Consider the following 19,278-nt stretch of genomic DNA (forward strand, 5'->3'; position numbering starts at 1 on the left):
CACGAAAGTCGGCGCGAAAGTCATGCGAGCGCGCCGCAACCCTCATGGCACCGGCCCGGCCGGTCGACGACGATGAAAGCGTTGCCGGAGCCCATGATGACCTACACCCTGATGATCGAGAATGACTGCCTGCCCATGGCCTTGCGCGCCGGGGCCGAACTGGCCTGCGCCGGGGGCACGCTGTGGCTGACGCTGGAAGGCGCCCGGCCGCGGCGTTCGCCCGATATCGTGCTGACGGCCGGGCAGCGGCACCGCGTGACCGAAGACGCCACCTATTTCCTGACCGCGCTGGGTCACGGGGCGGTGACCGTGTGCCGGGTGAGCGCCCCGCCTGCTCCGCCTTCCCTGCCTACGCCGCGGCTACGGCCCCGGTGGCGCTGGCACAGCCTGCCGCTGCGCTGAGGCGGGCGCCACCCGGGCGGCCTCGGCGCGAATCCAGGCGGCCACGCGCGCCACGTCTTCGCGCGGATGGTCCGTGGCGTGGATCAGCCAGAACGCATTAGGGCTGGCCAGCGCGGCGCCGGGCATGTCCACCACCGCCAGCTGCCCGCCGGCGATCAACGGCTGGATCAGTTCGAGCCGCCCCAGCGCCACCCCCTGGCCGGCCAGCGCCGCGTGAATCATCTGGTCGTACTGGTTGAAGCGCAGGATGCCGCGCCGGCTGGCCTGCCGGTAGCCATGCGCGCCGAGCCAGTTGCGCCAGTGCAGCCAGGGGCGCGGATCGTCGAATTCCAGCAGGGGCAGCTGGGCCAGCGCTGCCACGGTGGTCAGCCGGTGCGCGCCCAGCGACGGATGGGCAACCGGGGCGATGGTTTCATCGAACAGGCGGATGGCGTCTGCCGGGGCGTCGGCCTCGCGGCAATAGCGGATGGCGAGGTCGATGCCGTCCGCACGGAGGTCGCTGATCTGGTTGCTCGCGGAGAGCCGCACGTCGAGCTGCGGATGGGCGCGCTGCAGGCTGCCCAGGCGCGGCAGCAGCCACAGCCCGGCCACGCCGATGCTGGCCGTCACGGTCACCGGCTGGCGGCCATCGCGCTTGCGCAGTTCGCCGGCCACGTCCTGGAGCTGCTGCACGGCGCCATCGGCGCTGCGGAACAGCCGCTCGCCCTCGGGCGTGAAGGCCACGCCGCGATGCTGGCGCACGAACAGGCGCACCTGGAGGTGGTCTTCCAGCGCGCGGATCTGCCGGCTGACGGCGGACTGCGTCAGGCACAGGTCGTCGGCGGCCTGAGTGATGCTCATGCGCCGGCCCACGGCCACGAAGCCCTTGAGCAGATCGAGCGGGAACAGCCGGGCGAGCGGGACGGACATGGGGGGATGGGATGGGCGGGATGGTGTGGTGGGATTAAAGCACGGGAGACCCGCCGCTGCCATGAGCGCTACGCATGCCAGGCGGGCCGAAATGTCGCTTGAGCCTGCGCCGCCGATGGCCTGAAATAGAGCAATCCTGCGACCTGATCGCCATCTTCCGGACTCCATCGCCATGACCGACCGCCCCGCCTCCCATGCCGCTGGCGCATTGCCGGCCGATTCGCCGCCCTGGTGGCGCACCGCCTGGTTCCTGCTGCTGGCCGGCGGGCTGGTGATGGGGCTGGCGCTGGGCGCGCGCCACGTGCAGGGCCTGTTCATGCTGCCGATCATCACGGACCGGGGCTGGACGCGCGAAACCTTTGCCTTCGCCATGGCCGTGCAGAACCTCACCTGGGGGCTGGCCCAGCCGTTCACCGGCATGGTGGCGGATCGCTTCGGCTCCGCCCGGGTGATGCTGGCCGGCCTGGCGCTGTACGCGGTCGGCCTGTTCCTGATGGCGCAGGCGGCCACGCCGGCGGCCTTCGTCTGGTCGGCGGGGCTGTGCGTGGGCGTGGCGCTGTCCGGCACCACCTTCGGCGTGGTCTACGGCGCCTTGAGCCGGATGATTGCGCCGGGGCAGCGCAGCCGGGCGCTGGGCCTGGCCGGGGCGATGGGCGGCATCGGCCAGTTCCTGCTGGTGCCGGGCGCGCAGGCCATGATCCTCCAGGCGGGCTGGCGCGGCGCGCTGCTGATCCTGGCCGTGACCGCCGCCGCCATGCTGCCGCTGGCGCTGCCGTTCCAGGACCGGGCACAGCCGGCTGGCGGCGCCGGAGGCGGAGGCGGAGGAGGAGGAGGAGGAGGAGGAGTTGGGGGCGCCCAGCCGCCGCTGCTCGGGGCGGTGCGCGAGGCCTTCCGCCATTCCGGCTTCTGGCTGCTCAACCTCGGCTTCCTTGCATGTGGCTTTCAGTTGGCTTTTATCGCCAATCACCTGCCGGCCTACCTGCGCGACAAGGGCATGCAGCCGTCCGAGGGCATGGCCGCGCTGGCGGTCATCGCGCTGGCCAATATTGCCGGGACGTACTGGTTTGGCGTGCTGGGCGGGCGGCATTCGCGGAAGTATCTGCTGGCCGGTATCTATTTAGTACGGACGGCGGCGATGGCGCTGTTCGTGCTGCTGCCGCTCAGCGCCGCCACGCTCTACGGGTTTGCGGCGGTGATGGGCTTCCTCTGGCTCGGCACCGTGCCGCTGACCAGCGGCATCGTCTCGCAGGTCTTCGGGGTGCGCTATATCACCACGCTGTTCGGCTTTGTGTTCTTCGGCCACCAGCTGGGCTCGTTCCTGGGGGTCTGGCTGGGCGGGGTGGTATTCGAGGCTACGCGCTCCTATGACCTGGTGTGGATGGGGGCGATGGCGCTCGGCGTGGTGGCAGCCGCGCTGCACTGGCCGATCGACGACCGGGAGATCGTCCGCGCGGGCTGGCCGCAGCCGCAACGCTGAGTTCAGCCGGCTGGGCTATGCTTGGCATGGACTCTGGAGACATGCCATGCCCAACCCGTTTTCCGTGCGCGCTGCCCGCGTCGCGCTCCTGGCCGCTCTGGCCGCCGTGGCCGCCGTGGTGCTGGTCGGCTGCGCCACGCTCCAGCCGGTGCAGACCGCCCAGTCGATGCTCGGCAGCCCGCAAAGCGCGGTGCGCGAGACCTTCGGCAACCCGACCGAGACCTACCAGCTGGCGGACGGCACCCAGCGCTGGATCTATTCCAAGCAGCCCTACGGCTTCGAGGTCTACGCCGCGGACTTCGACGCCGCCGGCAAGCTGACCGGTTTCCGCCAGACCCTGACCGAGAAGGAGATCTACGAGGCGCGCCCCGGGGTCTGGACCAAGCGCGACATCGCCGAGCGCTTCGGCCTGCCGCGCGAGCCGGTGCAGTACTTCACCCTGATGAAGCGGGAGGCGTGGAGCTACCGGATGTACATGGCCGGCAACCTGCCGGCGCACTTCAGCGCCTATTTCGACGACGCCGGCGTGCTGGATCGCACCATGATCATCATGGACTCGCGCGGCGGGGACCGCAGCCGCTCCAGGTAAGTGGGGGGCGATGGGGTGGCGCCCCGGCTAGCCCCTATAATGGGGCGCCTCCGCCATGTCGGGCGCGGCGGCTCTTCATCAGGTTCCCCGCCGTTCTCATGCCCTCGTACCCTCTTGTCCTTTGCCTGACCATAGCCGTGGTGTGCAGCGTGGGCATGGTTATCGCCACCTGGCCGCGCCGTGACGATCCCACGATCAAGGCTTTCCTCGTGCTGGCCGGCGGCGTGGCGATCTGGAGCGGCGGGCGGCTCCTGGAAGTCAGTTCGGCCGACCTGGACGGACGCATCTTCTGGGCCAAGGCCCAGTACGTCGGTATCGTGATGGTGCCCATCGGCTGGCTGGTGGCGATGATCCACCTGAGCCGGCCGCGCTACGTGGTGCCGTGGTCGCGGCTGTGGCTACCGGTGCTGGCGGCGGTGGTGTCCGTGGTGCTGGTGCTGACCAACGAGCGGCATCACCTGATCTGGACGCGCATCGACCTGATGCCGGCCGGCGTCTCGCCGGGCGCCATCTTCCACCATGGCCCCGGCTACGTGGTGATGGCGGCGTGGACCTATTTCATGCTGCTGCTGAGCCTGGTCTTCCTGCTTACGGCGGAGGTGCCCAATGCGGCGCTGACGCGTTGGGGCCGGGCCATCGTGGCCAGCAGCCTGACCCTGCCGCTGCTGACCCACATGGCCTACCTGCAGCGCTGGACCAGCCCGCTGGGCGGCGACCTGACCCCGGCCACGTTCTCCCTGATGACGGTGGTGGTCTGGATCTGCGCGCTGCGCACCCATCTGGACGACATCGGCCACTACGCGCGGTTGCGCGTGTTCGACACGATTGGCGATGGCTGTGTGATCGTCGACACCAAGGGGCGCATCGTCGAGTTCAACCCGGCCGCCGTGCGGCTGGTGCCCGACCTGCGCCGGGGACAGCCGATGCCGGCCATGTGGGACGAGGCGCTGCGCCAGCCACGCGAGGCGGGGGCCGGCGACGACGCCATGCCCTACATTCCCCAGGACGCGCACTACGAGGTGACAGCGGAGCCGGTAATGCGGCTGGACGGCAAGCGCATCGGCACGCTGGTCTTCATGCGCGACATCAGCCGCTACCAGTCGCGCGAACTGGCGCTGACGGCCCAGCTCGGCCAGACCGAGGCGCGGCTCTCGCGCGTGGAGGCGGACCTCGACATCGACGCGCTGACCGGCATTCCGAACCGGCGCTTCTTCCAGCGCGAGTCCCTGCTGGCCGTGACCCGGGCCTTCGAGACGGACGCGCCGATCGGGCTGCTGATTCTCGACGTGGACCTCTTCAAGCAATACAACGACCTGTACGGCCACCCCTGCGGTGACGACTGCCTGCGCCGGGTGGCCACCGCGCTGACCAGCGTGCTGGCGGGGGAGCAGTTCTGCGCGCGGCTGGGCGGCGAGGAGTTCGCGGTGGTGCTGCCGGACGCGTCGCAGGACGAGACGCGCAACGTGGCGCGCCGCATGGTGGCGGCGGTGCGCGACCTGGAGATCCCGCACAACGGCACGCCGGTGCAGCCGTTCGTCACGATCAGCGTGGGCGCGGCCTGCGCGGTGCCGGACGCGCCACGGCTGGAGCCCCTGCTGCACCGGGCGGACAGCGCGATGTACCAGGCCAAGCGCGCCGGGCGCAATCGCTTCGTTCAGGATGGGAAGATCTACATGGGCCTGCAGGCGTAGTGGCGCGCGGGGGCTTGCAAAATCCGCAAGGTCATGTAGAATGCGCCGCTCACCTTGCCCAGGTGGCGGAATTGGTAGACGCACTAGGTTCAGGTCCTAGCGGTGGCAACACTGTGGAGGTTCGAGTCCTCTCCTGGGCACCAAAGTTTCAGCAAAAAAGCCCGCGACGAAAGTCGCGGGCTTTTTTGTTTCCTGCGATCGATCAGCCCTCGCCAGCCAGTGCCAGGCCCGTCCGCACCGTCGCGCGCTCGCCTGCCGCCTGCCGGATGACATCGCCCACCATCTCGGCCGTCACTGCCGACAACGTCCACCCCAGATGCCCGTGCCCCGTGTTGTAGAACACGTTGGCCTGCCGGCCACGCCCCACGCGCGGCATCATGTTCGGCATCATCGGCCGCAGCCCCGCCCACGGCACCACGCTGCGCGTGCTCACGCCGGGGAAGCAGGTGTTGACCCAGTCGATCAGCGGGCGGATGCGGTCCGCGCGGATGTCGCGGTCGATGCCGTTGAACTCGGCCGTGCCGGCCACGCGGAAGCGGTCCACGCCCAGCCGGCTGGTCACGAGCTTGGTCTCGTCGTCGAGCAGGCTGACCGTAGGAGCCGCAGCCTGGCTGGCGGCGTCGGGCAGGTTCACCGTGATCGAATAGCCCTTCACCGGGTAGATGTTCACGCGGTCGCCCAGCTGCGCGGCGAACTGCCGGCTGGCCACCCCGGCGCAGACCACCACGGCGTCGAAGGTCGTCGAGGTGGTTGCGGTGCCCTGCGCGCCGTCGCGGACGGTGATGGTGGCCCTGCGGCCGTCCGACGTGACCGTCTGCACGTCCTGGCTGTAGCGCGTGACCACGCCGAGCCGCTGGGCCGCCGCGGCCAGGCCGGAAGTGAATTTGTGGATGTCGCCGGTGGCGTCGCTCTCGGTGTAGTAGCCGCCGTAGTACTGGCCGGCCAGTGTCGGCTCGATCGCACGCATTTCCTCGGGCGTGACCGCGCGGCGCGGCAGGCCGCCCTCGGCCAGCAGGCGGGAGACCTCGCCGGCATGGTCGAAGCCCGCCTTGTCCCGGTAGATATGGAGGATGCCCTGCCGCTTGAGGTCGAAGTCGATGCCTTCCGCCTCGGCCCAGCCGAACAGGTGCGCCCGGGCGGCGATGGCCAGCCGGGCGGTCTCGATCGTGTTCGCCCGGTAGTGCGGCATGGCGGCGATGAATTCGGCGAACCAGCTCAGCTTGTGCCAGGTGGGACGGGGGTTCACGAGCAGCGGCGCGTCGTTGCGCAGCATCCACTTGATGCCCTTGACCAGCGTGGAGCGGTGGGTCCAGACCTCGGCGTTCGACGCGGAGAGCTGGCCGCCATTGGCGAACGAGGTTTCCATGGCCGCGTAGCGATGGCGCTCGAGCAGCGTGACCGCGAAACCACGTTTGGCGAGGGCGTAAGCGGTCGTCACGCCGGTGATGCCACCGCCGATGACTGCGATTGTCTTCATGTTGTCAGGTCTTCCAGGACGTCATGGATGGGGGGTACGTGGCGCACCATGCGCGACGCACGCCCCCTCTGTCCTTGACCTGAGAGATTCACGATGCGCGCGGGCGCATCGCTTGCTCCTTCGGTACCGTCGGCTGACGCGAGCCGGGGTTCTTCAGAGTGCAATGGCGTTACCGGTCCTTTGGCCTGAGAGTTTCCGGGGCGGTTGCTCCTTCGGCGCCGGCCTGCCGGGCGGCAGGAACGGTCTCTCCCGATAACGCGGGTAAAACGGGTACGACGGGGGCACTATGCCACGGGGATCGCTGCTCCGGCAACCCCGGCTAGTCGAGGTTGCGTGGCTTGCGGCCGGTAATCATCGCCCCGATCAGGTTTTCCTTGCCGGCCACGCTGGCAACGATGGCCACCAGCGCGTGCACCACCACCAGCCCGAGCAGCGTGTTGGAGAGCCAGCGATGGATGTCGATGGGCCAGTCCTCGCCCCAGAACGGGTCGAGGCGGGAGAGCCAGCCGGTGACGGCCAGCAGCAGGATCAGCGTCCACATCGCCAGCATCATCACCGCGCCGAGCGGCGTGTGGCTGATGAAGCGCGGCGCGCGGCGCCGGGCCATGGCCCGGGCATGGGCCAGCACGCCGGCAGGGCGCGGCAGCCAGGCGCGGAAGCGCGCGTGTTCGCTGCCGATGAAGCCCCAGAGGATGCGGAACAGCACGAGTCCGGCGGCCACGTAGCCCAGCAGGCGGTGCATCTGGTCGCCGGAATCGTCGATGATGCCGTAGCACACGATGGCTGCCACGCTCCAATGCGTGAGCCGCACCACGCCGTCCCAGACGCGGAGCGTGGCGATTTCGCGCAGCTGGCCAGCCGGGACGGACATGCTTACTTCTCGATCTCGGACTTCACGATGTCGAGCGTCTTCGTGTCGAAGTAGATCTCGGCCTTCTTGCCGTCCTTGGTGGTGCCGTAGATCTCGTAGCAGTTGCCGTCCACCTTGAATTTCTTGATGTTGTAGCCCTGGGCGACGATCTTGGCCTTGGCGTCGGCCTCGGGCATCCATTCGGACTTCGGATGCTTGTCGCACTTGGCGCCCGCGAGCGCACCCGTGGAAAACGCACCGGCGATGAGAAGGACGGCGACTTTCAGCATTGCAACTCCACAAGACACCCCACTCGGGGCGGATGCGGGAATCGTATGCGGTAACACGAATTGTTATCAATCAATGTTTTCCCGAGCCTTGAGTCTCAACCGGCAGGATTGTTCGTGCTGTGGGACAATCCGGCCGTGCCTGGAGGCACGCGAAGACCAAGGTGTTGCATGAAATCGATCGACTGGAAAGACTGGGAAATCTTCTGCCGCGTAGTGGAAGGGGGCGGCTTCACGCAGGGAGCCGAACTGGCGGAAGTGCCCAAGTCATCGGCCAGTGCGGCGGTTGCCCGGCTGGAAACCCAGGTTGGCGTGCGCCTCTTCGAGCGCACCACGCGGCGCGTGCGCGTGACCCAGCGCGGCCAGCAGCTCTATGACCGCGTAGCGCCGCTGTTCGGTGAACTGCGCGAGATCAGCGCCGAGGCTGCCTCGGTGAGCGCCGAGGTCAGCGGCACGCTGCGCATCGCCACACCTTACGAGGTGGGCTCGCAGCACCTCTCGGCCTCGCTGTCGAGGTTGCTCAAGCTGCACCCGTCGCTGCACGTGGAACTCGACATGAGCTGGGATCAGCCCGACCTGATCCGCCACGGCTACGATCTCGCCTTCGTCATGACCGACACCAACCTCCACGACAGCTCGTTCGCGAGCAAGCGGGTGGTGCTGATCGAGCGTGCGTTCTATGCGGCACCCGCGCTGATCCGCGAGCACGGCCTGCCGCGTGCGCCGCAGGACCTGAAGGGCTGGCCGACGCTGGGCAACCTTGACGACGTGCAATGGGAATTTCTGCGCGACGGCGTGGAAACCTTCGCCATGGATGTTTCGCCGCGCATTTCCACGCATAACGCCGAAGTCCGCCTCAAGGCCGCGCTGGACGGGCTGGGCGTGGCGCGCATGTCGCCGCGCTTCGTGCACGAGCATCTGGTGCACGGCCAACTGGTGCGCGTGCTGCCCGGCTATACGTCGTCCCCGCTGAAGGTGTACGTGCTGATGCCGGCCCGCAAGCTGATGCCGCCGAGCGTGCGGGCCTTCCTCACCGTGCTGGAGGAAACGCTGGGCGTGCCGGAGACCCGGCGCCCGGCGCCACGTGCCAAGGCGCTGGCGGGCACGGATGCCCCCGACATTGCGGATACCCCGGACGATGATGGCGGCGCCGTGGTGATCGGGCTCGACTGAGTTCCCGCGCGGTCGGCTGGTCAGTAAGGCTGGTCGCCGGGGCGGATGTCGAAGCCGAGCGTCTCGGCGATCTCGAGCATCTCCTCGTCGTCCTCGCTGCGGGTGATCCAGCCGCCGTAGGCGTCGCCGCCGGTATCCCAGTTCCATAGCGTGTAGCCGGCCATGCGCAGCTGCGTGGTGACGATTTCCATCAACTCGGGCACGCTCGTGCCTTCCAGAAAGTCCTCGTCCTCGGTGTCCTCGGTGCCCCAGTCCACCTCGAGGTCGATCCGCTCGCAAAGCTGGTTCAGGCAGCCGATGAAGGACTCGGCGTCTTTCCAGTCGACGTAGTAGCCGGATTCCCAGTCGATGATGTCCTTGACCTGCCAGAGCAGGCCGGCGGCATCGATCTCGTCTTCCTCGGCGTCTTCCAGCGCTTCCTCGAATAGCGAGAATTGCCGGCTGGTCTGGGCGCTATCGCCGAGGTTGATCAGCGCGAATAGCCGGCTGATGGCGTCTTGCGCGTCGTCGTCCAGTTCAATTGCCATCTGCTCCTCCTCTGGCTTCGGTATTCATATCATTCATGCGGCCACGTTCACGATTTCGCGCTGGCCGCGGGGCGTCACGCGCAGGGCGCGCGACGTGTCCGTACGCTCGATCCACCCATGAGCCAGCAGGCTGTCGAGCAGCGCGGCGCCGAGCGCCCCGCCCAGATGAGGCTTGCGCTCGCTCCAGTCCGGGCAGGTGCAGGCAAACTGCCGGCGCTTGCGGCGGGTGGCGCCCAGGTCGATGCCAAGCTGCCCCATCGCCTCCGCGCCGGGGGCGCTGAGGTCGACGGTGCTGCCCGACACGATCAGCCAGCCCGCTTCGGACATTCGTTCGAAAAGACCCACCGCAAGTTCCCCGGCCAGGTGGTCATAGCAGGTGCGCGCCTGGCGCAGCGCCGGCGGCGCGGTGCGGGAGACCGGCACGGCACGCACGCGCGGCGGCTGGCTGGCCAGCGACGCCGACGCAAGTGCCTCGATCGCCACACCGATTTCGGGCGTGGCCAGCCGGTAATAGCGATTGCGCCCGCGCGTCTCCACGGCCAGCAGCCCGCCTTCGGACATGCGGGCCAGATGACCACTCGTGGAGGAGGCCGACAGCCCGGCAATCATCGCCAACTCGCCGGCAGGCCGGGCGCTGCCATCCATCAGCGCCCACAACATGGCCGCACGGCCGGGATCGGCCAGCAGGCCGGCAAGCTGGCTGATGCCGGGAGCGTATTCCATAGTTCAGTGTGCAGTGAAACGACGGATGAATTATAGAGCCCCGCAGAAGCGCGGTTGACCTCGGACATTAAACCCCCGTTTGCACATTAAAACGCTGTTGGAAACATTAGAGCGCGTTCATGAGCATTAGTGGGCTTTCCAAATGTATGGTCTCACCCCTCCAGACGCCTGAAAATTCCCTTAGCCACGCCATTCGCCGTGCCCGGCTCCCCGTGGTGTGCTATTGCCCACGAGCTTCCTTAGAGGATCGCTGAGTAGATGCTTCGCACGCACAAGCTTCGAACACGGATCTTCCACCAGGCGATGCCCTCTATCGAAGCAACGCGGAAAGTGAGTTTTCGCTAACGTCTGAGGTACGTACGCCGTTCCGCCCCAAATCCAGCGCCAAGCCTTTGGGCGAAAGCAGCATGAGAAGCCGAAATCTGACCGACGCGGCTGACCCACTTCGGCGGGGTGAAAGCGACGGCACGGTGACAAGGACAAGCTAAGCAAGGATGTGGTGTCATGGGTGGGGTGACGACGATGCCCGTGAAGGTCCGCTGTTCGATGCAGAGCCGCCGCTCGAATGACCGGTCCACAGCGATGGCGAGCGGCGGAAACTGGCCGTGGATTCAATGGGTCGATGCAACACTAGATGCTGCGTGAGCAGTGGAGGTGTTGAAAATGAAACAGAGGCGCAGGATCTACTACACCGAGACTCAAAAGGCACTGAACCGCCCCGGGTTTAGTGGAGGCTCCACTTCTTGAGAGAATGGAGCCACGATGAAGAAACCAGTCAAGTTTTCCCCGGAGGTTCGCGAGCGAGCCGTGCGCATGGTTGCCGAGTCGCGAGGCGATCATCCGTCCCAGTGGGCGGCCGTAGAATCCATAGCCGCAAAGATAGGATGCACGCCGCAAACGCTGTTGAACTGGGTTCGCCAGCATGAGCGGGATACGGGGCAGCGGGAAGGCCCTGGCACGAGCGAGCAGCAGCGTATCAAGTCGCTGGAGCGTGAAGTCAAGGAACTGCGCAAGGCCAATGAGATCCTGAAGCTGGCCAGCGCGTTTTTCGCGCAGGCGGAGCTCGACCGCCGATTGAAGTGATGAGAGCCTTCATCGACAAGTACCGAGACAGCTTCGGGGTCGAGCCGATCTGCAAGGTGCTGCGGATCGCCCCGTCGGGCTATTGGCGTTACGCGGCGCAGCGGTGCAATCCCGCCCTGCGCAGTGCCAGAGCCCGGCGTGACGATGTTCTGATCGCGCACGTCGAGCGCGTCTGGCAAGCCAACATGCAGGTCTATGGCGCCGACAAGGTCTGGAAGCAATTGAACCGTGAGGGCATTCCGGTGGCCCGTTGCACCGTCGAGCGGCTCATGCGCCGCCGAGGGCTGCGCGGTGTCGTCCGCGGCAAGGTGGTGCGCACGACCACAAGCGATACGCGAGCGCCGTGTCCGCTTGATCGCGTCAATCGACAGTTCAAGGCCGACCGACCCAATCAGCTTTGGGTTTCCGATTTCACCTACGTCTCGACTTGGCAGGGCTGGCTGTACGTGGCCTTCGTCATCGACGTGTTCGCCCGGCGCATCGTTGGTTGGCGGGTCAGCAGTTCCATGAACACCGATTTCGTGCTCGATGCCCTGGAGCAGGCACTGTACGCCCGGCAGCCCGAACCGGCGAATGCCTTGATCCACCATAGCGACAGGGGTTCGCAATACGTATCGATTCGCTATAGCGAACGCCTGGGCGAAGCCGGCATCGAGCCTTCAGTGGGCAGCAGGGGCGACAGCTACGATAATGCGCTGGCCGAGACGATCAACGGCCTGTACAAGGCCGAGTTGATTCACCGCCGTGCTCCGTGGAGGACCCGGGAATCGCTTGAGCTGGCAACGCTGGAATGGGTGTCCTGGTTCAACCATCACCGGCTGCTCGGCTCCATCGGGTACGTGCCGCCGGCCGAGGCCGAAGCAACGTATTATCGGCAACTTACCGAACAGGCCGCCACGGCCTGACTTAAACCAACCAGCCCCCACGAAAGCCGGGGCGGTTCAGCCTTCCGAGCCGCCATTGGCTATGTAAACGCGGCGTGGGAATTTGGCAAGGCAATTTCCTCTAGACCTTCCGAGTGGTTTTGCGTTTTCACACAGTTGCCGCGCCAGATCGAAACTTTGGCTTCCACTTTGTGTTTGCTAAATTGAGCGCCTCGGATATCGACTTGAGAAGGGCCTCATCCCGCCCCACCACAAATCGCTGGCATCGCCGCGCATAGTGAATGTTGGCCATCCGGATATAGTCACGATCTACGACTTTGTGGGCCAATCTTCCGGCGCTGCCGACCATCTCGAGGGCGCAGGATTGATGCAGTGGGAAAGATATGAATGCGTTGGGGCTGCCAAATCCAACCCCGTACAGGGGGTGCGGCTGGGTAGTTGAGGTGAGGTAAACGGGCGCATCCGTGGTGAGAAAGGAAAGCTTGTCCGTCTTGCGACGGATAACTCGCCAGTCCCGCCCAGCAAGGTGAGGCGCCGATCAAGCGGGCTTGATCATATCTCGGGCGTATGCCAAACCTGTTCCGTAGCCGCCGCCATGCTCCACAACGATCGCGCGTGCTGCTTCGTAGGTGTCGTGGCGAGTCCAGTCGCGCTGGAACTCAAGCAGTAGCTGGAGCCACGATGTCAGGATGGCACCTGCCGCCGCCATCCTACGCAGGGCGAGCTCGTGGCTTGCGGGCGTCAGACCGCCACAGGCGTCGGCCACCACGACTACGCGATATCCCTCCGACAGTGCGGATAGCACTGGAAAACTCACGCAGGCTTCAGTCAGCAGGCCGGCGACGATCAGGGTGCGCCTCCCGGTTCCCACGACGGCGCCACGAACCGCCTCGTCCTCCCAAAGGTTCATGTTGCGACGTTCGATCGGTGTGACATCCGTCAGCACTGCGCGGAACGCAGGCATAAGCGGCCCGCTGTACACCTTTGACGCCGACGTCGAAATCACGATCGGCAAGCCGAAGGCAACTGCGGTTTTTGCTACCGCGAGGCCGTTACTGCGGAGCAATTGCGGGTCCTGAGATCCCGCTGCGAAAGCGAGTCCCGCTTGCTCGTCGACAAGGACGAGTGCGCATTGAGTTGGTTCGAGCAAAGGTAGTTCGGACATGAGGAGTTGCTCCTGGTTAAGAACGGGATGACGCTCCCGTCACGCGTCGTGCTTACGCACAAGGGCATCGCCAGAGGACGTGTCGGGACCGCCCAGTTATTCCCCTGATACTGCACGGTGTGCGGCCGCACGAACCCAGACGGTCGCAATCAGCGCCAAGGCCGCGCAGAGAAGGCCAGCTATGGCCACACCTTGCCATCCATACCGACCGCCCGCAAACGTCCCAACTGTGGACCCTGCGGCGCCGCCGAGGAAATAGCAACTCATGAAGATCGTGTTCAGACGCCCGCGCGCCGCCGGAAGTAACGCATATAGCCTTGTCTGGTTCGCGACGAGATTCGCCCGGCTTCCCAGATCAAGCACGACCATACCGGCGATGAGCCACGCGATTGACCACATCGATCCAGCAACAAGTCCGAACGCAAGCATCACCAATATTGCGGCCCCGCCGACGACCCGGCGCCCACCGAAACGATCCGCAATGCGGCCGACGGTGGGCGACGCGAACATCCCGACCAGGCCGACAAGCCCGAAGAGCCCAGACACCTCGCTTCCCCAGCCATAGGGCGGCCTGGCAAGCATCATGGCAAGCGCCCCCCACAAGACGTTGAACGCCGCGAACAAGAGAAAACCAGTCAAACAGGCCTCGCGTAGAATCGGCTCGCGTGTGAACAGCTCCACCAATGACCGGAGCAAGCGTCCGTATGGCAGGTCACCATCCGATCCGGCACGTGGCAAGTGAAGCCAGGCCACTGCGATCACGACGAGATTCAGAATCGCCGCCAACAGGAACATCGAGCGCCAGCCCGCGTGAGCGCCGACATAACCACTGACCGTGCGCGCTAACAGCGTGCCGGCGAACAGTCCACTCAACAACCGCCCCACCGTCTGCCCTCGTTGAGCGGGCGCCACTTGCCCCGATACTGCAGGAATGATGACTTGGGCACTCATCGCCGTGAGCCCCAGAAGAACACTGGCGGCCAGCAACCAAGGAAGATTTTGGGCGGACGCGCACAACAGGAGGGCAGCCATGTTTGCCAGCAGCAGGACCGCAACCAATCTTCGGCGATCGAGCCGATCCCCCAAGGGGCCAAACAGCAGCAAACCACTGGCATAGCCGAACTGCGTCAGCATGGCGATGGCGCCTTGCGCCTCGGCACCGGCGTCGAAGGTCGCGGCCATCGCTGGAAGCAACGGCTGACTGTAGTACAGGTTCGCCACGGCGAATCCGCATGCAGCGGCCAACACCAGCACGCTTCGCCCCGACAAGGACGTGCCGTCCTGTTCCTTGTCAATCATGGTTCAAGTTCTCAAAGATGGATGTGCTATCTATTCTTCCAAAGATAACTGAAATTTTCTCCCCGATCCTAGTAAAGCCGACTAACACCAAGGTCGTAGGTCGCATCGCTATTGCCTGCCCCGCATACAAGCCGAAAACGTCGCTCGTACGTCAGGACACCCGTGGTGGGCCCATGTGTGCGACGCATGCAGCGAGGAAAATTCGATAGCTAGTTTCGTATTTTTTCCTATCTCGGAGCGTGCATTCTCGGCCTGACGAATGCTAGGATTTGTTCCAGCGAGGTCGTTCCGACTACCGTCCCGAGGGCCAAGCCCTGCCCATCTCCTTGCAATATCCGAAGACATGAAGAAAATCCTCAAGCGCCTGGCGCTCGCCAGCACACGACTGTTTTTCACAATGATACTGAGTGCATCTGTTCTGCCTTCCGCGCTGGCTGCGGCACCACAGGTGCGAACACAGGGTCCCGGCTTTCACCGCGTCATGGTCGGAGACTTCGAGGTGACGGCGCTCCTGGATGGAACGCATGCGTTTCCGATAGACGCGGTTGTTGAAGGGGTGTCCAAGACGAAGATCAAGCGCGATCTCGATGAGGATTTTCTGCAAGCCCCCGTTCAGGGTTCCATCAATGCTTTCTTGATCAACACTGGCGAAAAACTCGTCCTGGTCGATGCCGGGGCGGGCGTGCTCTATGGCGACTGCTGCGGACACTTGTTGGCCAACCTGCGAGCGGCTGGCTATCAACCGGAACAAGTTGACGAGATCCTGCTGACGCACCTGCACAAGGACCACGTTGGTGGTGTCGGCGCCAGCGGAAAGATGGAGTTTCCCAACGCCATCGTGCGCGTGAACCAGGCCGAAGCCGACTACTGGCTCAACCCAGCCGGCAAATCAGAAGCGCCCGACTTCCTCGCAACGTTCTTTGATGCGGCCATCGCATCGCTCGCTCCCTATGTGGCGGCAAACAAGGTCCGCCCGTTCAACGGGGATATCGAACTGGATGCTGGAATTCAGGCGATGGCATTGCCCGGCCACACTCCCGGACACACGGGGTATCTGATCCGAAGCAAAGGGGAGGGAATGTTGGTGTGGGGCGATATTGTCCACGTTGCCTCAATTCAAATGCGAACACCCGAGGCGACGGTCAAGTACGATAGCACCGCGACCGGGGCGCAACGCTCGCGCCGCTCGGTCATGGATATGCTGGCAACCCATCATTACGCGGTAGGTGCGGCCCACATCGCCTTCCCCGGCTTGGGCCACATTCGGAGTGCGGGAAGCCATTATGAATGGGTGCCCCTGAACTATGTCGCAGAACCCGGGAAGTAACCCTGCCGTTTGTGGCGGATGATGACCGAATGGTGGCACCTAATTCATCGATATCCGGCGATAGCCATGAAAATTGCATGGCTGGATCTTGCCCTTATCAAACGTGATTTCGTTGCAGAGCGAGGGGCAGGCTGAACTGAAAGCTGGCGCCGGGTCCGGTGTGATTCGAGGCCCACACCCGCCCGCCGTGGGCCTCGATAATGGAGCGGCAGATCGACAAGCCCATCCCCATGCCATCAGGCTTGGTAGTGAAGAACGGATCAAATATCCGGTTGACGATCTCTGGCTTGATGCCGGTCCTGGAGTCGTGCACCGCGACGACCACATCACCTTCGTCGTCTTGGCGCGTCCTGATCACCAGTTCGCGTGGTCCGTCGGTGATGCCGTCCATCGCTTGAATGCCATTGTGTTGATTTGCACCGAATCTTGACCCACCCAAGGTAGGTGGGGATACGGACAAAATCTTGGACTACCTGGAGGTAGTTCATGTATTCATACGAAGAGCGCATCCGCGCGCCGTTAGGCTCTACGTCAAGCTGGGAAAGCGAGTAGCTGCAACCATTCGACAGCTCGGTTACCCGACAAAGAACGCATTAAAGGGCTGGTACCGAGAGTTCGAGCAGCGCCAGGACCTGCCCGTCGGCTACGTGCGTTCGAAACCCAGATTTTCGGCGGAGCAAAAGAGGCTCGCAGTTGAACACTATTTGGAGCACGGCCGCTGTATTGCACTCACGATCAGGGCAATGGGCTATCCTGGGCGCGCATCGCTCCATACCTGGATTCAAGAGTTGAGGCCTGTGGAACACAAGCGCATCGTGGGCCGATCTGAGGCGGTATCGCCTGTCCTGAAGCGGGCAGCGGTCATTGCATTGTGCATGCGAGAAGAAAGTGCACAGGCAATTGCTCAACGGCTTGGCGTGTGCAGGCCGACGTTGTACAACTGGAAGGACGAGCTACTAGGTCCCGGGGTTTCCGCATCCATGAAGCGCCATCGAGATTTGCCGCCAGATCCAGAGCGGGAGGAGTTGGAGCGCCAACTCGAAGCGCTGCGACACGACGTTCGACGCTTGCAACTGGAGCAAGACCTCCTGAAGAAGGCGAATGAAATCTTAAAAAAAGACACGGGCATCTTCCAGCAATCCCTGACCAATCGGGAGAAGGCACTGCTGGTTGATGCCCTGAGGCGAACATACAGCCTGACGGAGCTCCTCGAAGGGGTTGGGCTGGCACGCAGCTCCTACTTCTACCATCGAGCGCGTCTCGATGTCGCTGACAAGTATGTCGAAGTGCGTCGCACCATCGCCGACATCTTTGAACGTAATCATCGTTGCTACGGCTATCGTCGAATGCAGGCTTTGCTCACCCGACAACGCGTGCGAATCTCGGAGAAGGTCGTGCAGCGTCTGATGAAGCAGGAACGCTTGGTCGCCGCAGCGCCGAAGCGGCGCCGATACGGCTCCTATATGGGAGAGATTGGTCCAGCACCAGAGAACATAGTCAACCGCGACTTCGACGCGGCGGCACCCAATATGAAGTGGCTTACAGACATTACGGAGTTCCAGATTCCCGCCGGCAAGGTATATCTGTCACCAGTGATCGACTGCTTCGATGGAATGGTCGTAAGCTGGTCGATCGGCACGCGGCCGGACGCTGAGTTAGTGAACTCAATGCTGGATGCGGCCATCGAGACGGTTGCGTCCACTGGCGACCAGCCCATTGTGCACTCGGACCGTGGTGCCCATTATCGTTGGCCGGGCTGGCTATCTCGCATCGCCGGCGCGAAGCTGGTTCGCTCGATGTCGCGCAAGGGGTACTCACCTGATAACGCCGCGTGCGAAGGCTTCTTTGGAAGGTTGAAGAACGAGCTCTTCTATCCGAGGAACTGGCAATCTAGCACCATTGAACAATTCATCGAGGCGCTGGACTCGTACATCAGGTGGTACAACGAAAAGCGGGTCAAGATCTCGCTGGGCTATCGCAGTCCCGTCGAGTACCGAGAAAGCTTAGGATTCTCTGCCTAACCAGTCCAACTTTTTGTCCGCATCCCCCCTGGGTCAGGATTCAGTGCAAATCAACAACCGCGAATGCGCTCTCCTACGGGCACCGGCGCGCGGGAATCGACTTCCAGGATCCCAATTTCAAGGCCAGGAAATGCACAGCGTACGTCCGCGAGCAACGGATCCGGTGGCCGCCGGGCGCCTTTAGCAACTCAGCGAGCAACTGACCGGCGCACGCATCGATTGAGATTGTCGGCAGCCGAAAATTATCGGCGCATGAGTCGCGACCTGATCCTCCGCGGTCCGCGGGTCATCGCTCATTAGGTAGGGCAGTGTCGACGCCCTAATTCCTGTCGCGGAGTAGCTTACCAAGATCTCGGCGAGCTCATCTCGCTGCACAAACCTAGCAAGAATGAGAGGCGGTTGCCGACCCTTAGAAGAAACGGCCCACCGGCTCCGCAGTTATCAATTTCGATATTGGTGCTAGTGCTAGACGTATGGGTCAAATGGTCTCACCGCCTTTGTCAGCATCGCGATGTTGATTGCGTGGCTGGCTCGCTTCCAAATGGTTTCGCACGGCCGCAATGTGATAACCGGCCGCGTTTACGGCGTTCTCCAGATCGCGCTCGGTGCAGCCAAACTCGCGACACCAGTACTGAACTTCAAGAGGATCCGTAAGGTTGATGCGGCCTGGATCCAACGGCCTAAGTTGGCTAGTACTATCCATCATGCTTTCCTCTTGTCCGTGTCTTGGCATGACATATGCCGTTGCAAATATAAGCGGCCTTGGCTGGATGGCGGTGCTTAGTTCCAAGATAGTGGTGGGTCTGATCGTCATCAAGGAGAGCCTCGGACTGCCCAAGTGCTTCCTCATGCGTATCCGTGGTCTTCAGGTCACCCGCATGCATAGTCATTGTTCGACCAATCCGACCCGCATCCATCTAATCTTAGCAACTAATGCACGAATGCCTGAACAATACCGGCCAGCGCACAGCATGTAACGACGACGAATGGCGGAACCTTCGAGGGTAGAGCGCGGCGCCTTTTTTGCCGCCCGCTGACCGCATTTCCCGAGCACAAGGTCTGAAGTTCATTGCACTTCGGCCGGTCGAACGCAATTGGTGTCGGGCCGTTACTGGCCGGTCTCGGTCGCCTGAACTGCCGCCGCTGGGCGCGTTGGGCGGGGGACTGCATCCGACCCTTCTGAGACAATCGACGCGCAGCGTGTTGGACGCCCGTTCAATAGCGCGAACCGGCCGTTGTAATCGAATGGATCAGCCCCTTGAATCACCGGACACGGTCGCCCACGTAAAATAGCGGGTAGGCATACGACTGTGTTAATGGGATGGTCGCCCCCGCCTCCGCGAAGCGCGTACGCTACGGAGATCTTTACCGAAGGGGAACCATCATGGAAGACG

The 19,278-nt window shown here is 64.0% G+C and carries 18 protein-coding genes, 1 tRNA gene, 1 pseudogene, 1 riboswitch and 1 other annotated feature; of the genes and pseudogenes, 9 read left to right on the forward strand and 11 right to left on the reverse strand.

The genetic code is table 11. The features are described 5' to 3' along the window. The first annotated feature begins 93 nt into the window (after positions 1-93). Positions 94-402: a DUF2917 domain-containing protein gene (locus AB4120_RS26750; RefSeq protein ID WP_262389873.1), complete on the forward strand. Its 309-nt coding sequence runs from the start codon at positions 94-96 to the stop codon at positions 400-402. Here the strand turns inward: AB4120_RS26750 and AB4120_RS26755 are convergent. Further along, complete coding sequence (locus tag AB4120_RS26755) at positions 361-1,311, reverse strand: LysR substrate-binding domain-containing protein (protein WP_149138360.1); 951 nt, start codon at positions 1,309-1,311, stop codon at positions 361-363. The genes AB4120_RS26750 and AB4120_RS26755 overlap by 42 nt on opposite strands. Before the next feature lie 172 nt (positions 1,312-1,483). Between AB4120_RS26755 and AB4120_RS26760 the strand changes: the two genes are divergently transcribed. The 4 genes from AB4120_RS26760 to AB4120_RS26775 all read left to right on the forward strand — a co-directional run bounded on the left by AB4120_RS26760 (position 1,484) and on the right by AB4120_RS26775 (position 5,211). Further along, positions 1,484-2,788, forward strand: a complete 1,305-nt coding sequence (locus AB4120_RS26760) for an MFS transporter (RefSeq protein ID WP_149138359.1) — start codon at positions 1,484-1,486, stop codon at positions 2,786-2,788. Between the two features lie 46 nt (positions 2,789-2,834). Beyond that, a complete protein-coding gene (locus AB4120_RS26765; protein ID WP_149138358.1) occupies positions 2,835-3,377 on the forward strand; it encodes a hypothetical protein in 543 nt (180 codons plus the stop codon). A 98-nt stretch (positions 3,378-3,475) separates the two neighbouring features. Next, positions 3,476-5,068, forward strand: a complete 1,593-nt coding sequence (locus AB4120_RS26770; RefSeq protein ID WP_149138357.1) for a GGDEF domain-containing protein — start codon at positions 3,476-3,478, stop codon at positions 5,066-5,068. A 56-nt stretch (positions 5,069-5,124) separates the two neighbouring features. After that, positions 5,125-5,211, forward strand: a tRNA-Leu gene (locus tag AB4120_RS26775). Between the two features lie 59 nt (positions 5,212-5,270). On the opposite strand, the gene AB4120_RS26780 is transcribed toward AB4120_RS26775, so the two are convergent. The 3 genes from AB4120_RS26780 to AB4120_RS26790 all read right to left on the reverse strand — a co-directional run bounded on the left by AB4120_RS26780 (position 5,271) and on the right by AB4120_RS26790 (position 7,685). After that, positions 5,271-6,545: a D-amino acid dehydrogenase gene (locus tag AB4120_RS26780; protein ID WP_149138356.1), complete on the reverse strand. Its 1,275-nt coding sequence runs from the start codon at positions 6,543-6,545 to the stop codon at positions 5,271-5,273. A 163-nt stretch (positions 6,546-6,708) separates the two neighbouring features. Next, a riboswitch (glycine riboswitch) is annotated at positions 6,709-6,807 on the reverse strand. Between the two features lie 57 nt (positions 6,808-6,864). Beyond that, entirely contained in the window at positions 6,865-7,416 is a 552-nt protein-coding gene (locus tag AB4120_RS26785) for a cytochrome b/b6 domain-containing protein (RefSeq protein ID WP_149138355.1), read from the reverse strand. Between the two features lie 2 nt (positions 7,417-7,418). Continuing rightward, positions 7,419-7,685: a PepSY domain-containing protein gene (locus tag AB4120_RS26790; protein WP_149138354.1), complete on the reverse strand. Its 267-nt coding sequence runs from the start codon at positions 7,683-7,685 to the stop codon at positions 7,419-7,421. Positions 7,686-7,853: 168 nt separating this feature from the next. Between AB4120_RS26790 and AB4120_RS26795 the strand changes: the two genes are divergently transcribed. Beyond that, entirely contained in the window at positions 7,854-8,855 is a 1,002-nt protein-coding gene (locus AB4120_RS26795) for a LysR family transcriptional regulator (RefSeq protein WP_149138353.1), read from the forward strand. A 20-nt stretch (positions 8,856-8,875) separates the two neighbouring features. Here the strand turns inward: AB4120_RS26795 and AB4120_RS26800 are convergent, their stop codons facing one another. After that, positions 8,876-9,382, reverse strand: a complete 507-nt coding sequence (locus tag AB4120_RS26800) for a DUF6630 family protein (RefSeq protein WP_149138352.1) — start codon at positions 9,380-9,382, stop codon at positions 8,876-8,878. A gap of 33 nt (positions 9,383-9,415) precedes the next feature. After that, entirely contained in the window at positions 9,416-10,105 is a 690-nt protein-coding gene (locus AB4120_RS26805; RefSeq protein WP_149138351.1) for an ArsR/SmtB family transcription factor, read from the reverse strand. A 762-nt stretch (positions 10,106-10,867) separates the two neighbouring features. Between AB4120_RS26805 and AB4120_RS26810 the strand changes: the two genes are divergently transcribed. Beyond that, positions 10,868-12,093, forward strand: a protein-coding gene (locus tag AB4120_RS26810; protein WP_149138350.1) for an IS3 family transposase whose coding sequence is annotated in 2 segments (ribosomal slippage) — positions 10,868-11,156 and positions 11,156-12,093 — 1,227 coding nt in all. Because the reading frame shifts where the segments join, the coding sequence is not laid out codon by codon here. Further along, positions 11,146-11,262: a sequence feature (AL1L pseudoknot), on the forward strand. It overlaps the preceding gene by 117 nt. Positions 12,094-12,220: 127 nt before the next feature. On the opposite strand, the pseudogene AB4120_RS26815 reads toward AB4120_RS26810, so the two are convergent. The 3 genes and pseudogenes from AB4120_RS26815 to AB4120_RS26825 all read right to left on the reverse strand — a co-directional run. After that, positions 12,221-12,595: pseudogene (locus AB4120_RS26815) on the reverse strand (DUF4238 domain-containing protein); the annotation flags it as partial. 15 nt (positions 12,596-12,610) lie between these two features. Then, positions 12,611-13,237, reverse strand: a complete 627-nt coding sequence (locus tag AB4120_RS26820) for a hydrolase (protein WP_149138349.1) — start codon at positions 13,235-13,237, stop codon at positions 12,611-12,613. A 96-nt stretch (positions 13,238-13,333) separates the two neighbouring features. Next, positions 13,334-14,536, reverse strand: a complete 1,203-nt coding sequence (locus AB4120_RS26825; RefSeq protein ID WP_149138348.1) for an MFS transporter — start codon at positions 14,534-14,536, stop codon at positions 13,334-13,336. Between the two features lie 397 nt (positions 14,537-14,933). Here AB4120_RS26825 and AB4120_RS26830 point away from each other — a divergent pair, with 397 nt between their 5' ends. Then, entirely contained in the window at positions 14,934-15,863 is a 930-nt protein-coding gene (locus tag AB4120_RS26830) for an MBL fold metallo-hydrolase (RefSeq protein WP_262389900.1), read from the forward strand. Between the two features lie 97 nt (positions 15,864-15,960). Here the strand turns inward: AB4120_RS26830 and AB4120_RS26835 are convergent, their stop codons facing one another. Continuing rightward, the gene (locus AB4120_RS26835; protein ID WP_441643049.1) at positions 15,961-16,254 is read right to left on the reverse strand and encodes an ATP-binding protein; all 294 of its coding nucleotides are present in this window, start codon (positions 16,252-16,254) and stop codon (positions 15,961-15,963) included. A gap of 95 nt (positions 16,255-16,349) precedes the next feature. On the opposite strand from AB4120_RS26835, the gene AB4120_RS26840 reads away from it, so the two are divergent. Further along, positions 16,350-17,884 (forward strand): IS3 family transposase gene (locus tag AB4120_RS26840; RefSeq protein WP_149138345.1). Its coding sequence is split into 2 segments (ribosomal slippage): positions 16,350-16,373 and positions 16,376-17,884, totalling 1,533 coding nucleotides; the frame shifts between segments, so codons are not numbered across the junction. Positions 17,885-18,362: 478 nt separating this feature from the next. Here the strand turns inward: AB4120_RS26840 and AB4120_RS26845 are convergent. Then, positions 18,363-18,590: a DUF3606 domain-containing protein gene (locus AB4120_RS26845; RefSeq protein ID WP_149138344.1), complete on the reverse strand. Its 228-nt coding sequence runs from the start codon at positions 18,588-18,590 to the stop codon at positions 18,363-18,365. Positions 18,591-19,278 lie beyond the last annotated feature (688 nt).

The organism is Cupriavidus sp. 2KB_3 (genome assembly GCF_052115685.1).
GTDB lineage: Bacteria > Pseudomonadota > Gammaproteobacteria > Burkholderiales > Burkholderiaceae > Cupriavidus > Cupriavidus campinensis.

Bases quoted from the DNA above. Each gene is read 5' to 3' on its own strand.
- AB4120_RS26785 (WP_149138355.1), bottom strand. From the start codon at position 7,416: ATGTCCGTCCCGGCTGGCCAGCTGCGCGAAATCGCCACGCTCCGCGTC.
- AB4120_RS26800 (WP_149138352.1), bottom strand. From the start codon at position 9,382: ATGGCAATTGAACTGGACGACGACGCGCAAGACGCCATCAGCCGGCTA.
- AB4120_RS26755 (WP_149138360.1), bottom strand. From the start codon at position 1,311: ATGTCCGTCCCGCTCGCCCGGCTGTTCCCGCTCGATCTGCTCAAGGGC.
- AB4120_RS26825 (WP_149138348.1), bottom strand. From the start codon at position 14,536: ATGATTGACAAGGAACAGGACGGCACGTCCTTGTCGGGGCGAAGCGTG.
- AB4120_RS26835 (WP_441643049.1), bottom strand. From the start codon at position 16,254: ATGGACGGCATCACCGACGGACCACGCGAACTGGTGATCAGGACGCGC.
- AB4120_RS26820 (WP_149138349.1), bottom strand. From the start codon at position 13,237: ATGTCCGAACTACCTTTGCTCGAACCAACTCAATGCGCACTCGTCCTT.
- AB4120_RS26790 (WP_149138354.1), bottom strand. From the start codon at position 7,685: ATGCTGAAAGTCGCCGTCCTTCTCATCGCCGGTGCGTTTTCCACGGGT.
- AB4120_RS26845 (WP_149138344.1), bottom strand. From the start codon at position 18,590: ATGATGGATAGTACTAGCCAACTTAGGCCGTTGGATCCAGGCCGCATC.
- AB4120_RS26765 (WP_149138358.1), top strand. From the start codon at position 2,835: ATGCCCAACCCGTTTTCCGTGCGCGCTGCCCGCGTCGCGCTCCTGGCC.
- AB4120_RS26830 (WP_262389900.1), top strand. From the start codon at position 14,934: ATGATACTGAGTGCATCTGTTCTGCCTTCCGCGCTGGCTGCGGCACCA.
- AB4120_RS26780 (WP_149138356.1), bottom strand. From the start codon at position 6,545: ATGAAGACAATCGCAGTCATCGGCGGTGGCATCACCGGCGTGACGACC.
- AB4120_RS26770 (WP_149138357.1), top strand. From the start codon at position 3,476: ATGCCCTCGTACCCTCTTGTCCTTTGCCTGACCATAGCCGTGGTGTGC.
- AB4120_RS26805 (WP_149138351.1), bottom strand. From the start codon at position 10,105: ATGGAATACGCTCCCGGCATCAGCCAGCTTGCCGGCCTGCTGGCCGAT.
- AB4120_RS26795 (WP_149138353.1), top strand. From the start codon at position 7,854: ATGAAATCGATCGACTGGAAAGACTGGGAAATCTTCTGCCGCGTAGTG.
- AB4120_RS26750 (WP_262389873.1), top strand. From the start codon at position 94: ATGATGACCTACACCCTGATGATCGAGAATGACTGCCTGCCCATGGCC.
- AB4120_RS26760 (WP_149138359.1), top strand. From the start codon at position 1,484: ATGACCGACCGCCCCGCCTCCCATGCCGCTGGCGCATTGCCGGCCGAT.